Annotated in this window: 13 protein-coding genes; 2 read left to right on the top strand and 11 right to left on the bottom strand. The window is 63.8% G+C overall.

Going from position 1 to position 12,301, the window contains the following annotated elements; translation table 11 throughout:
* Nucleotides 1-89: 89 nt before the first annotated feature.
* Nucleotides 90-788, bottom strand: a complete 699-nt coding sequence (locus tag AC27VQ_RS02075) for a GntR family transcriptional regulator (RefSeq protein WP_488714999.1) — start codon at nt 786-788, stop codon at nt 90-92.
* Between the two features lie 99 nt (nt 789-887).
* Nucleotides 888-1,574 carry a DUF2848 domain-containing protein gene (locus AC27VQ_RS02070; protein WP_488714998.1) on the bottom strand — a complete coding sequence of 229 codons (687 nt, stop codon included), beginning with the start codon at nt 1,572-1,574 and terminating at the stop codon, nt 888-890.
* Between the two features lie 716 nt (nt 1,575-2,290).
* On the opposite strand from AC27VQ_RS02070, the gene AC27VQ_RS02065 reads away from it, so the two are divergent.
* Complete coding sequence (locus AC27VQ_RS02065; RefSeq protein WP_488714997.1) at nt 2,291-2,815, top strand: MarR family winged helix-turn-helix transcriptional regulator; 525 nt, start codon at nt 2,291-2,293, stop codon at nt 2,813-2,815.
* An 84-nt stretch (nt 2,816-2,899) separates the two neighbouring features.
* Here the strand turns inward: AC27VQ_RS02065 and AC27VQ_RS02060 are convergent, their stop codons facing one another.
* The 9 genes from AC27VQ_RS02060 to AC27VQ_RS02020 form a co-directional block, all read right to left on the bottom strand.
* Nucleotides 2,900-3,847, bottom strand: a complete 948-nt coding sequence (locus tag AC27VQ_RS02060; RefSeq protein ID WP_488714996.1) for an MYG1 family protein — start codon at nt 3,845-3,847, stop codon at nt 2,900-2,902.
* Nucleotides 3,848-3,994: 147 nt separating this feature from the next.
* On the bottom strand, nt 3,995-4,840 hold the full coding sequence (locus AC27VQ_RS02055) for a sugar phosphate isomerase/epimerase family protein (protein ID WP_488715240.1): 846 nt from the start codon (nt 4,838-4,840) through the stop codon (nt 3,995-3,997).
* Nucleotides 4,837-6,042 carry an NAD(P)/FAD-dependent oxidoreductase gene (locus AC27VQ_RS02050; RefSeq protein WP_488714995.1) on the bottom strand — a complete coding sequence of 402 codons (1,206 nt, stop codon included), beginning with the start codon at nt 6,040-6,042 and terminating at the stop codon, nt 4,837-4,839. Before AC27VQ_RS02050 ends, AC27VQ_RS02055 begins: the two co-directional genes overlap by 4 nt.
* Nucleotides 6,043-6,097: 55 nt before the next feature.
* The gene (locus AC27VQ_RS02045) at nt 6,098-7,042 is read right to left on the bottom strand and encodes a substrate-binding domain-containing protein (protein ID WP_488714994.1); all 945 of its coding nucleotides are present in this window, start codon (nt 7,040-7,042) and stop codon (nt 6,098-6,100) included.
* Nucleotides 7,043-7,118: 76 nt separating this feature from the next.
* Nucleotides 7,119-7,430: a MocE family 2Fe-2S type ferredoxin gene (locus AC27VQ_RS02040; RefSeq protein WP_313528717.1), complete on the bottom strand. Its 312-nt coding sequence runs from the start codon at nt 7,428-7,430 to the stop codon at nt 7,119-7,121.
* Nucleotides 7,427-8,461 carry a sterol desaturase family protein gene (locus AC27VQ_RS02035; protein ID WP_488714993.1) on the bottom strand — a complete coding sequence of 345 codons (1,035 nt, stop codon included), beginning with the start codon at nt 8,459-8,461 and terminating at the stop codon, nt 7,427-7,429. The genes AC27VQ_RS02040 and AC27VQ_RS02035 overlap by 4 nt, the downstream gene beginning before the upstream one ends.
* Nucleotides 8,462-8,622: 161 nt before the next feature.
* The gene (locus tag AC27VQ_RS02030; RefSeq protein ID WP_488714992.1) at nt 8,623-9,624 is read right to left on the bottom strand and encodes a LacI family DNA-binding transcriptional regulator; all 1,002 of its coding nucleotides are present in this window, start codon (nt 9,622-9,624) and stop codon (nt 8,623-8,625) included.
* 92 nt (nt 9,625-9,716) lie between these two features.
* Nucleotides 9,717-9,914: a hypothetical protein gene (locus AC27VQ_RS02025; protein ID WP_488714991.1), complete on the bottom strand. Its 198-nt coding sequence runs from the start codon at nt 9,912-9,914 to the stop codon at nt 9,717-9,719.
* Nucleotides 9,915-9,956: 42 nt separating this feature from the next.
* Nucleotides 9,957-10,604 carry an SDR family oxidoreductase gene (locus tag AC27VQ_RS02020; RefSeq protein WP_488714990.1) on the bottom strand — a complete coding sequence of 216 codons (648 nt, stop codon included), beginning with the start codon at nt 10,602-10,604 and terminating at the stop codon, nt 9,957-9,959.
* Nucleotides 10,605-10,713: 109 nt separating this feature from the next.
* Between AC27VQ_RS02020 and AC27VQ_RS02015 the strand changes: the two genes are divergently transcribed.
* Complete coding sequence (locus tag AC27VQ_RS02015; RefSeq protein WP_488714989.1) at nt 10,714-12,297, top strand: Na+/H+ antiporter; 1,584 nt, start codon at nt 10,714-10,716, stop codon at nt 12,295-12,297.
* Nucleotides 12,298-12,301 lie beyond the last annotated feature (4 nt).

Genomic DNA, 12,301 nt, shown 5'->3' with positions numbered 1-12,301 from the left:
GACAGATAGTCTCAGCGGCTACCGTCACCCTCTCTCCGCAAGCGGGGAGAGGGTCAGAGCGAGGGCAAACATCCTCCCGAAGACTACCCTTAAAACTGCCGGACGATATTTTCCCTGAAAGCCTCGATATGCTCGCGGATCGCCTTTTCCGCCTGGTCGGGATCACGCTTGCGGATGCCCTCCACGACGGCGGCGTGCTGTTCGCAGACGCGGACATGGTGCTCGTTGGAGCGCAGCGAGATGAACCACAGCCTCGTCGAGCGGTCGTGCAGGTTGCCCATGATGTCGGGCAGCATGGAATTGCGCGAGCTTCCCGCAAGCAGCGCGTGGAAGGCCCGGTCGAGGTTCATCATGGCCTCGATTTCGCGGTCTTTTGCGGCCTGCCAGGTCGCGTCGAGATTGTCCGAAAGACGCGCAATGTCAGCGGCCTCGGCCAGCTCCGCGACTTTTCGCACGCAAAAAGCCTCGTTGACGAGGCGCACGTCGATGATGTCGAAGATTTCGTTGAGGCTGATCGGCTTGACCATGATGCCCTTGCGCGGCAGCACGTCGATCAGGCCGTCGGCGGCCAGGCGGTCGATCGCCTGATGCACGGGAGTGCGGCCGATGTTCAGTTCGGCGCTTAATACACCCTCGCTCAAAACCTCGCCGGGCTTCAGGTCGCAGGTAATGATGCGGCGCTTGATGGCATCATAGGCCGTATCGCGCAGCGAGACGACGGGATCGCCGCGTCGGCGTCGGCCTGGTGTTGCGTCGTCGGTTTCGGCAGGAAATGTTTCGGCCGTCATCGTTCCGTTCCGGATCGTCGTTGCGCCGGCGCGGCCGGCGACGTCGATCGGGATCGACTCGCCGGCCGCAGCACGCGGATTGCCTCCTCTTTGAGCAGATCAACCCGCAATCGGCAACGTCTTCACGTCATAACCGAAGGCGATCTTGCGGCCCAGAACCGGATCGTCCAGCTCGCCCTCGAAGCGGCTTGCCGGGCGCACGCCGCCGATGGCCGGCATCGTACCGCCGAACATGGCGGTGCCATCCGGCAATTTTCCATCCGCGGCCCAGCCGCCGATCAGGTCCTGCGGCGCGAGCAGGCCGGAGATCGGCCCTTCCTGATAGAGCACGCGCGTGCCGTCGATGACGGCATAGCTGCGCAGGATCAGGTCGTCCCAATGGCCGGCGACCTCCTCGAAGGGCCAGACGGTGGCGGCGACGGGCTTGTCGCAGACCTGCTTGGAGACGGTGACGCCATAGGTCTCGACCTTGCGGTCCGTGTGGTCGGAACCGACGCCGACATAGAGCTTGCCGTCCTTGGCGAGCAAAAGCGCCTCGGCCTCGCCGCTGCCGGCCGTACCGGCATCCTCGACGAGATCGGCGGTCGACAGGCGGGCGGCGGCCACGCGGTAGTAGGTGGGCGTAACGGCAGGGCGGGCGACGCCGAGTGCCTCCAGTTCGCGAATATGATGCTCCATCGCCTCCTTGTTGCGACCGGCCCAGCCGGCGATGACGAGGTTTGCGACGGTGAAGGCGATTGGCTTGCGGCCCTCGCGGCTTTCCAGCGTGAGATTGAGTGTGGGCATGCGGTACGGCTCCGTGCTCGGCCGCCGCGATGGCCATTAAAGATCGCTTTGGCAGAAATTTAAATGTCAGTGATATTTCACTGTAGTTTATGTGGCACAGTGGATGGAATTCCGCAATCATCAAAACAGGGAGCAGGACGAGGAAAACCAGCGCCGGATTTCAGTTCCGGAGCATCGCTTCGGGCGGCGATGCCGCGTGGCCGAAAACAAATCGGAACCCGGCGCAGTCCGGGCCGAGAAGAATTGAGATGACCAGCTATCGTAAGGTTCTTTGCCCGGTCGCCGTGGCCGCCATGCTCGACGTCGGTGATCAGTCTCACATCCGGCAGACCATCACCTAGGGCCAGCCGGGACGCGATGCCGCCGAACGGATGATCCAGCGCGTCTCGATCTCCTAAATCTGCAACGCGCCGGGGCGACGGCTAAACAACAGGGAAACGATACCAGAGCGCTTCATCGGAAAGTCATGGGAATGTCCGATGCCCAGCGTCTGCCTTCTCGATGTCTCGTATGCCGCCCCCCAAACCCAGCACGACGCTACCTTCTCACTGAAGCCAGGCACGCATGTCGTCATTGAACGCGGCAGCGTCGCGCTTCAATCGAGTGCAGCAGCGCGATTGGCCCGCAATTGGTCCCATATTGACATTGAGTGGATCTTCGGACCGCTCTATATATTCGCCTCAGCTAGGTAGCTTGCAAAGCTGAAGGACGAAGACATGCCCGTGACGATCAGCAGGACAGAACTGCTCGAGGATGGCGATGATGCGCCCTTCCGGCAGATGATCCACGATGCGCTGGGCTTCAGCACGCGGCTTCTGGAAATCCGCAACCGGCTCGGCGAGGTCATCGGCCTTTCCGGCCCTGCCTTCTCCATCCTGATCGCCATCGAGCACCTGTCCAAGGATGCCGATGTCGGCATCAGCCAGGTGAGCGACCATCTTCATCAGTCCGGCGCCTTCGTGACGCTGGAAGTGGCCAAGCTCGTCAAGGCCGGGCTCGTCGACAAGTTCGCCAATCCCGAAGACGGCCGGCGCGTCATCGTCAAGGTAACGGACAAGGCACGCGCCCTGCTCGCCGAACTCGCCGAAACCCAGCGTCCCGTCAACGATGCGATCTTTGCCGGGCTCGACCCCGAACAGTTCCGCACCTTCGCCGGCATCGCCGCCCAGCTCGTGTCCGGCACCGAGGAAAGCCTCGCGCTGCTGCGGTACAAGGCCGAGCAGCGCAAGATGCGATCCTAGAGCAATTCCAGCAAAAGTGTGCAGCGGTTTTGCGTTCGGAATTGCGTGAAAACAAAGAGATAGAGCTTCCCGGTCGGAGACCGTTTATGGTGCGGCAGCGACGGTCCGTTGCGGTGCAAGCGCATGGGCGACCGCGATCCGCGCCATTTCGAGTGCTGCCTCCCGCGTCGTCGCCGCGGCGATGAACCGACCGTTGTGGCAGAACGTGGCACCGGCCACGCCGCAGACCGCCGCCAGATTTCCGCCGGTCAGCCCAGCCCAGGCCGCCGGCAGATCGGCGCGCAGCTCGAACCCGTCACTCGAGCGCCGGATGCCGGTCAGGCACCAGTCGGTATCTCGCGGATGGACGACGAACAGCAGATGGTCGGCACCGGCCTTTACGATCGCGGGACGGAACGGCATGCCCATGGGAAGCTCCAGCACCCGCCCGTCGCCAGCCGCCGCGATCGCCCGAAGCACGATCGACTCGGCGCGCAGTTTCGCAGCCGCCTGTCTTATGCTCGCCTCCACGAAACCGCGGGCGATCGCAAGCGCCTCGTGGAACGCCCGGTCGTCCGCACCCGGCTCCTTGTCGTCGAAGACGGGTTTCAGCGTTTCGAGCAGGACGGGCAGCGTCAACTTGGCCAGCGCACCTGCCTCGGAAGGACTCAGGGCACCATTGTCCATCAGGTCCACCGGCAGCACGAAATCGAGGTCGAAGCTTGCATGCAGGGCGTCGATATCGTTGGCGGGAATACCGATGGCGTTCAGATAATCCCGGCCGAACTGGCGCCAGACCAGCCCGAAGGAGCTGAATGGCTGGCCGTCGTCGCGCAAGGGCGCGCCGCGCTGATGGTGATCGAAAATCCCGGCGGCCGGATCAAAGGCCCCGCCGACGTCATAGATGATCCTGTCGCTGGCGGGCGTGATCCATTCCGGCGCGCGGCTGCGCACGATGCGGGCCTTCGGAAAAAGGCGCGTCAGGATCACGCTCGACAGCAGCTCATCCGCATGGAAGCCGCCGGAATGCGTTACGAGGAAATCGGGTTCCATGCTGATCAACCTATCGAGAGTTCTGTCTTGAGACGCTCGGATATCGATTGGGCGCCCGCGTTTCAAGGGCCGATGACCTGCCGGCAGGATTTCACGACTGCGGCACGCTCGGAACGCGCCCGCTTCGGCGAACCACGGCTCGTCGCGTCAGGCTTGCGGGCAGGCGCCCGCATCCCAGAGATCACGCACCATGTCGCGAAGCAGCAGGGCTTCCGCCCAGCGGTCCGTCGTATCGTTGCCGTCCCGGCCGGTGATCGCATAGGGTTTTGGGCCGAGTTCGCAGGTGAAGACGAGTGCCGCATCCTCGGCGGACCGGGCGCGCCATTGGCGGAAACCGTAATCCCACCAGCCGAGGAACAGATCGAGCCAGGGGCGGTGGTGCGGAAAGGAAATTTCGATCTGCACCTGCTCGCGCGAGGCGACGCGGCCGTGGAAGGCCTGGGCATTGTCGAGAATTCGCCGGATCAGCGCATGGTTTTCCTCCTCGACCGGAAAGGCGAATTCGCGGCCGACGAGGAAATGCGAGAGGTCGGCCAGCAGCGGCAGGTCCGGGCGGCGATCGAGAAGATCGAGCGTGAAAAACAGGTCCGTCGTCATCCGGTCGCGATGCGTTTCGATGAAGACGGGAATGCCGGCCTCCTCGGCAAGACGCATCCAGCCATCGAGCAGCGGCAGGCAATCCTCGACCCGGCGCAGCCGCACATCGGGTTGCAGATTGATGTGGCTGACCGGGAATTCCGCCGCCAGTTCCAGCGGCAGGCGCAGGTCATCGACGGAGCGCGGAAAGCAGACCCCTTCGATCCTGAGACCCGTGCCACGGATGGTTTCGTTGAAGGAAACGACGTCCGCGCGCTTGGTATAATGTGCGCTGATGCCGTCGAAGCCCGCCTCCACGATCATCGCTATGTTTTCGGCAAGGCTTCGCTCGTGCCCATCCGTACGCCGGCGTTCCATGGCCCAGAGCGACTGGAAAATATGCAGTCTCTGCATCAGGCGGCCCGTGCGCTTTTGAGAAGCGCCTTGAGGTTCACTGCGGGATCGGCAAGGGCCGCAGGATTGGGGCAGATGCCCGCCGCGATCAGCATTTCCGCGAGCTTGATCTCCTTGGCGAGGCTGTTGCCGGCACCGAGACCGGCGGCCGCGACGAGGCGCCCGTCGTCGAGGTAGAATTCCAGCTCGCCCTGTTCGAGCGATCGCAGGATGCTCTGGTGTCCGGGCTGCGGCAGGCCGGCGACCTGAAAGCCGAGATCGTATTGATCCGACCAGAACCAGGAAATGGCGGCGAAGGTTTCGGCTGCACCCGCCATGTTGCGGGCGGCGGTTTCGGCCTGGCTGCGCGCATTGCGCCAGCTTTCGAAACGCATATGGCCACCGCCCGGCTGTGCCACGGCCGCACAATCGCCGGCCGCAAAGATATGCGGGTCGCTGGTGCGCAGGAATGCGTCCGTCAGGATGCCGTTACCGACGGCGAGCCCCGCCTTCTCAGCGATTTCCATATCCGGCACCACGCCGATGGCGGAGACGACGATATCGGCCGGAACCACGGTGCCATCGGCGAGCACGACGGTTCCCGATCCGATCTCGGCAAGGCCCTGCCCGAGATGGAAGTGAACCCCTTCCTCGCCATGCCGCGCCTGCAAGCGCGCCGCAAAACGCGGCGGCACGGCGCGCCCGAGCGTCTTCGGCGCCGCCTCGATGACATGCACGCCGACACCCTTGCCGCGCAGCACCGCCGCAAGCTCCATGCCGATCAGCCCGCCGCCGATGATCGCTACGGTTCCGCCGGTCGCCACGCGCGAAAAGATCGCATCGGCATCCGAAAAGGTCCGAAAATCGAGCGCCCGTTCGGCGCCGGGGCTGGTCAGGCGGCGCGGCCGCGCGCCCGTTGCCAGCAGCAGCCGATCATAGGAAAGTGCGCGCCCGTCGCCGAGGAGAACATGGCGACGGGCGGCGTCAATCTGCGTTGCCGACATGCCGGGAAGGTAATCGATGCCGGCGGCCGAAAGCGTCTCGACCGAGCAGATCGTTTTCATGCGGACGACACTGTTCACGGGTTTGGAAAGCGGCGGGCGCTCATAGGGCAGATGCGGCTCCGTGCCGACGAGCGTGACAGGCCCGGAAAAGCCCGCTTCGCGCAGGGCAAAGGCCGCCCGTGTGCCGGCTTCGCCGGCGCCAATGATAACGATGCCGCTCATGGGATTTCCTCCGAGAAAGGGAAAGCCGGCGCGCGGACGCGCCAGCCGTTAAGCCTCAGTTCTTGCTGGCGTATTCCGCCATGTTCTTGGGCGTGACGAGTTCGAACGGTACCCAGACCTGCTTTTCGACCGGCTCACCGCGCACAAGCGCAACGGCAGCATCCACAGCACTGGCCGACTGACCCTTGGCATTCTGGAAAACGGTGGCATCAAGCTCGCCCGCCGCCATGGCTGCCAGACCGTCCTGCGTGGCATCGATGCCGATGACCACGACATCGTCCATCGAAACACCGGCTGCCTTCAACGCCTGGACGGCGCCGATCGCCATTTCGTCATTGTTGGCGAAAACGACGTCGATCGGCTGGCCCGCCGTGATCCAGTTCGTCGTCATGTCCATGGCATTGGTGCGCGTCCAGGCGGCCGATTGCTCGTCGGCGATCGTCACACCCTTGCACGCACCGGCCGAAAGCGCCTCCTTGAACGAGGAGGTGCGGTCGCGCGAGGCCTGGTGGGCAAGATCGCCCATCAGGATATAGACCTGCGCATCCGCGGCCTTGCCCTTTTCCTTCAGCAGAGAACAGGCCGCCTCGCCGGCAAGCCGCCCAGCATCCGTCTCCTTGGAGCCGACATAGGCCTGCTTTTCCGGCAGCTTGGCGATGTTTTCCGGCTCGAGATTGAGGAAGACGAGCGGAATGCCCGCCTTGGCGGCGGCTTCGCTGACGCCGGCTGCGGCAGAGGTGTCGGTCAGCGTGATGACGATGGCATCGACCCCGGCAGCGATGAAGTTGTTGACTTGGTTGAGCTGCTTGGAAATGTCGGTCTGCGCATCCTCGACCTGCACGCTGACGCCGTTCACCTCCGAGGCCCGGGCGCTGATGCCTTCGCGCAAAAGCGTCTGGAAATTGTTGTCGAAGCTCTGCATCGAGACGCCGATCGTCTCCGCAAAGGCAGCACTTCCCATCAAGGCGGCCAGAACGGCCGCCAGGCACATGGATTTCATGGTATCCTCCCAATGGGTGCCGGCTCACCCGATCGCACACCGGAGGCCCGACGGGCCTGGTCTTCGAAACGCAGCCCTAGCCGAGGGCCACGCGCACCTCTCCGTCGACCACTTCGGCCGGATAGGTTTTCAGGTTATCGCAAGCGGGAAGGCGCAGCGCCTCGCCGGTGCGGTAGTCGAAGGCGCCGGAATGTTTGGGACATTCCACCTCGAAATCCATGACCAGCCCGTCGGCGAGATGGATCGCCTCGTGGGTGCACAGGCCTGCCGTGCAGTAGATCCCGTCATCCGGACCACGGTAGATGGCATAGGTGCGGCCACCATGATCGAAGCGGACGGCGCCTTCCTGTTCGATGTCTTCGAATTTGCAAGCGGATATCCAGGTCATTCTGCGGCTCCCTGAATTTCGGTGCGGGCCTTGCGGGCGGCGAGCTTTTCCTTGCGCCTGCGATAGCGCTCCTGCATGCGGGCCTCGCCGTCGGCCGAGCCGTCGTGCCAGGTGCCGAACCACTTATCGAGCGGGATCAGCGCATCGCCGTAATTCACCTCGAAATACTTGTGGTGCAGGTAATGCGCATAGGCGTGGCTATCGACCAGCTTGTCCTCACCCACTTCCACCTTGTCGAAGCCGACATGACCGGGAATGGCGCCGAAACCGGCATAGTGCAGCTGGTAAAGCATCAGGATCGGATTGGACGGCAGGATCAGATGATAGAAGGCCGTGCCGAGATAGAGGAAATGCTCGACCGGATGCATCGATAGCGACGACCACGGCGACGGGTTCACCGAATTGTGGTGGACCGAATGTACCCACTTATAGAGGAACGGCACGTGGATGAGCCGGTGAATGCAGAAGAAGTGGAATTCGTGAATGACGGGCACGACGAGCGCGACCAGCGCCAGCGTCCAGGGATTTTCCGCGAAGCTTAGCCAGGGCGCATAACCATTGGCATAGGCCCAGAGCATCGTCACCTCGATGGCCGTCCAGATCGTCACGCCGGACAGGAACGTCCGCAGCATGTTGTCGATGTTCTGGCGGTCGAACCAGAAGACGCTGTTCTTCTGGTCGGCGGGGAATTTTCCATTGTATTTGAAACGGTTTTCCTGCCGCTTCAGCACATAGAGATGAAGCTCGAAGGCGCCGTAGAACAGGAAGACGCAGACGGCATTCACCGCGTAGAGCCAGAGCGCCCAGCCGATGCCGAGCGTCTGCATCGTCTCCACCGAGGGTACGACCCAGGCCCAGTAGGCGACGGCCGAGGCCGCGAAGATGGCATTCCACGGAAAGAAATAGTGCGGCAGCCATTTGAGAACCGCCATCAGCCTTGGCGGAAAAACGAACAGCGGCGCGGTTTCCACCGGCGTGTTCGGCGCCCAGTCGCCGCGCTTGTTGCGCGTGCCATATTTGAGGTCGTCCATTGCGCTCTCCTTCGGGCTTTCGCCCGCACAATCGTCACAGTGATGGAGAGCGCAGGATTTGCCTTGCGGCGGTCGCACCTTGCGGCGCCCCGTCCCTCCTCCCGATTTGAAGATTATCAGGAAGAGCCACGGGGGCCGAAGACTTCATTGATCAAAATAGATCAAAGGCTTTCGGCCGTGATGGTGATGAAGCGAATAGGCTTGCGGTCCGGCTCGATCTCGGTCAGCCCGACCTTGCGCAGGATGATATCCAGCGCACGCTGCGCCTGCGCCTCCGGCGCCTGATCGAGCACCACATCCATGATGCCGTCGCAGAGAGCCGCGCGGGTGTAATCGGTCAGTTCATGGCCGATGAACAGAAGGTGCTTGCCGCATCCGCTACGGCGCAGAACATCGATGACAGCCGAGTTTGCCCCACCGACATTGTAGAGGCCGACGAGGTTGGGATACATACGCAACGCCATCGCCAGGGTCTCGGCGCTGAAATGCTCTTCATCGCGGGTGAAGCCGAGCCACTCGAAGGCGATCGGACCGGGGTGATCGCTAAAATAATCCGAAAAGCCGCGTACCCGGTCGCGATGCACTTGATAGATCGGATGGCAGAGCGCCACGACCGGCCCCTCGGCCCGCGCCATGCGGCTGATGAAATGCGCCGCCGTGCGGCCCGCCGCATAGTTGTCGATCCCGACGAATTCGACAGGATGCTCGGAGGCGCGCGTGACAACATGGACGATGGGCAGGCCCTTGCTGGCCAGGCCTTCCACCGCCGTCTTGACAAGCGGACTGTTGGGAACGGCGAGGATGAGCCCGGCGCGCGGATAGTCGGTCGAGGCAATCGCCTTTGCGATCTCCTGCGGGTTCATCTCCTCGACGAAGCGGCGATGGACGACCACGAGCGGATCGATGCTGTGGGCGATCTGCTCGAACGCCTTGGAGAGGCGCCGGTAGAAGGTGGTTTCCGGGCGCACCATGAGGACATCGATCCGCAGCAGGCCGCGATGCGTATCGGGCAGCAGGCGCGGATAGTTCAGGCTTCGTGCGGCAACGACGACCTTTTCGACAAGCTCCGGCCGGACGCCCCCGCGCCCGTTGAGCACCCGCTCGACCGTCGCGGTGCCCACGCCCGCCTCACGCGCGATGTCCTTGTAGCCTGCCTTGCTCAATCCCGGTCCTCGAAAGGTAGTGCCTTGCGGTAAATCCTACGCGCAGCTTTGCCCCGAAAGCAATCGCGGCACCGTCCAGGCAATATCCTGGTTCAATCGTCGGGCGGATTGTGAAAACCGGCCGGAAGGGCAAAACCTATGCCCGTCGCGGGTGGCTCGAAACCCGCATCCGGTCGAGATTTCGGGATAATCGCATGGGCAGCAACAACCGAGCGGATCGCGACGGGGCGATAGTTTCGAACCAGATCGGGCCGCTCCGCGCTCTTCTCTTTGTCAGCTTTGTCGTTCATGGCCTCCTCCACAGACACGGCGGACGCTGACGGCTAGACCTGTCACTCCGCCTCGTATTTCACCATTGTACCACCACCCGTCGCCTGATCGGTCGGAAAAACCTCGACGCGGGCGACATCGACATAGACGGGCAGTGCGATCACGTCATTGACGATGCGGGCGATGTGTTCGGGCTGGATCGGCCGGTAACCGTCATAAAGTATGGCCTGTGCCTGGTTGTTGGCAATCGAGGTGCGGTAGAGATCCGTCTGGACGCGGCCGGGGACGATCTCACTTACCCGCACCGACGTGCCGAGCAGGTCGCAGCGCAGGTTATCGCAAAACAGGCTGAGCCCGGCCTTCGAGGTACCGTAAGCGCCCATGTTCGGATAAGGCGCCTGCTCGCCGCTGGAGCCGATATAGATCAGGTGCCCGCGCTTGCGCGCCACCATGCCGGGCAGCACGGCGCGCGTCGGATGCAGCGGCGCCTTGAGGTTGACGTCGGTCATCGCGTCGATCTCGGCGGGATCGATGTCCTGGAAGGCTGCGCGGGTCGAGAGGATTCCGGCATTGTTGACGAGGACATCGACCTCGACGCCGTCGAGCGCAGCGGCGATGCGGGCCGTATCGCGCACATCCGCCGGCACGGGATTCGCACCGGTCTTGTCCGCGAACCGTATTACGGCAGGGATCGAGAGCGTGATTTCCATGCGTTCTCGCCGCCAGCGGTTCCGACGCAATTGCGTTTGCGCAAAACGCGCTGATAAAAAGGCCTTGAGCCCCAGGGTCGATTGGCCCGACACCGCCGCGGAGAAGCCCATGGCCCCGACCCATCTGTTCGAGCTCGTGATCGGCATGTTCGTGGCGATCATCGCGCTGCACTACGCTGCCCATCGGCTCGGCCTGCCGCCGTCCGTAGCACTTCTGGCCGGCGGGGCGATGCTGGCCTTCGTGCCGGGACTGCCGACCATCGAGGTCGATCCGGAACTCGTGCTCGTCATCTTCCTGCCGCCGCTTTTGCTGGATGGCGCCTGGACCATCGCCGTCGGGCGGCTGCGCCGGCATCTCATCGGCATCTTCTCGCTCGCCGTCGGCGCGGTGTTCTTCACCGCCGCCGTCGTCGCCGTCGTCACGCATCTGCTGTTTCCCGCGCTGCCTTGGGCGGCCTGCGCGGCACTCGGCGCCATCGTCTCGCCGCCCGATGCCGTCTCCGCCCGCGCCATCCTGCAAAGGGTGAAACTGCCGCGCCGCCTGCAGATCCTGCTTGAGGGCGAAAGCCTGCTCAACGACGCGAGCGGCCTCGTGCTCTTCCGCTTCGCGATCGCCGCCGGCGTCACGGGCGCCTTCAGCGCCTCGGAGGCCGTCGGCAGCTTCTTCGTGCTGGCCATCGGCGGCGCGCTCGTCGGCATTGCCGTCGGCATGGTGTGGGTCGTGGTGGTGCGCCATCTCGGCGACGAATACCTGATGATCGCCGCCACCGCCCTCGTCTCCTGGACCGCCTATCTGCTCGGCGAGTATCTTCACGTGTCCGGCGTCATCGCCACCGTCATGGCCGGGCTCATTGCCAGCTGGCACCAGCATACGGTGCTTTCGGCCGCAACGCGCATGCGCGGCACCTCCTTCTGGACCGTAGTCGTCTTCCTCATGGAAGCGGCCGTCTTCATCCTGATCGGCCTTTCGCTGCGCGGCGTGGTGGAGCGCGGCGGCGGCCTTGACGTGGTTACCGCCACCTGGGGCGTGCCGATCCTCATCATCCTCGTCGCCCTGACGCTGGCGCGCTTCGCCTGGGTCTTTGCCTCGGACCTGTCGATCGTCCTGGGCAACGCGCTCGGCCTCAAGCGCTACCCGCCGGTCGGCGCCCGCGGCGGGATCGTGCTGGGCTGGGCCGGCATTCGCGGCGTGGTGACGCTGGCGCTGGCGCTCAGCGTGCCCGAGGGCTTTCCGGGCCGCGACTTCATCCTCGTCACGTCCTTCGCGGTCATTCTTGGCACAGTGCTCATCCAGGGCATGACACTCGGCACGGTCATCGAATGGGCCGGCCTCAGCGAATCCATTTCGGAAAAACCCCGGCTCTCGATGAGCCAAGCCGAAATGACCATGGCGCAGGCGCAGTTCGCGACGGTTCAGGAACGCGCCTATGACGGCGACGGCAAGCTGATCCATCCGCAGCTGCTCGACAAATACCAGCGCCGCGCCGTGGCGATCGTCGATTATGCCGAACGCACCGAACATTACACGCCGTTGCTGCACGCCCATTTCGATCTGGTCCTCGAAGTGGTCGCAAGCGGCCGCCGCGAACTCATCCGCCTCCACCGTGCCGGCGATATCGATGACGAGACGCTGCACGAGCTGGAACGTGACCTCGACCTCGAAGAGCTGAGCGCGATCTCCGCAAAGGGCTGAGAGC

Source organism: Shinella sp. 20P9.1.1, from assembly GCF_057798995.1.
Note: the sequence above shows the minus strand (reverse complement) of the source record. Positions and strands in the feature narration are given on the sequence as shown.

Excerpts from the sequence above, each read along its gene's own strand:
- AC27VQ_RS02075 (WP_488714999.1), bottom strand. The coding sequence starts at position 788 with ATGACGGCCGAAACATTTCCTGCCGAAACCGACGACGCAACACCAGGC.
- AC27VQ_RS02070 (WP_488714998.1), bottom strand. The coding sequence starts at position 1,574 with ATGCCCACACTCAATCTCACGCTGGAAAGCCGCGAGGGCCGCAAGCCA.
- AC27VQ_RS02065 (WP_488714997.1), top strand. The coding sequence starts at position 2,291 with ATGCCCGTGACGATCAGCAGGACAGAACTGCTCGAGGATGGCGATGAT.
- AC27VQ_RS02060 (WP_488714996.1), bottom strand. The coding sequence starts at position 3,847 with ATGGAACCCGATTTCCTCGTAACGCATTCCGGCGGCTTCCATGCGGAT.
- AC27VQ_RS02050 (WP_488714995.1), bottom strand. The coding sequence starts at position 6,042 with ATGAGCGGCATCGTTATCATTGGCGCCGGCGAAGCCGGCACACGGGCG.
- AC27VQ_RS02045 (WP_488714994.1), bottom strand. The coding sequence starts at position 7,042 with ATGAAATCCATGTGCCTGGCGGCCGTTCTGGCCGCCTTGATGGGAAGT.
- AC27VQ_RS02040 (WP_313528717.1), bottom strand. The coding sequence starts at position 7,430 with ATGACCTGGATATCCGCTTGCAAATTCGAAGACATCGAACAGGAAGGC.
- AC27VQ_RS02035 (WP_488714993.1), bottom strand. The coding sequence starts at position 8,461 with ATGGACGACCTCAAATATGGCACGCGCAACAAGCGCGGCGACTGGGCG.
- AC27VQ_RS02025 (WP_488714991.1), bottom strand. The coding sequence starts at position 9,914 with ATGAACGACAAAGCTGACAAAGAGAAGAGCGCGGAGCGGCCCGATCTG.
- AC27VQ_RS02020 (WP_488714990.1), bottom strand. The coding sequence starts at position 10,604 with ATGGAAATCACGCTCTCGATCCCTGCCGTAATACGGTTCGCGGACAAG.
- AC27VQ_RS02015 (WP_488714989.1), top strand. The coding sequence starts at position 10,714 with ATGGCCCCGACCCATCTGTTCGAGCTCGTGATCGGCATGTTCGTGGCG.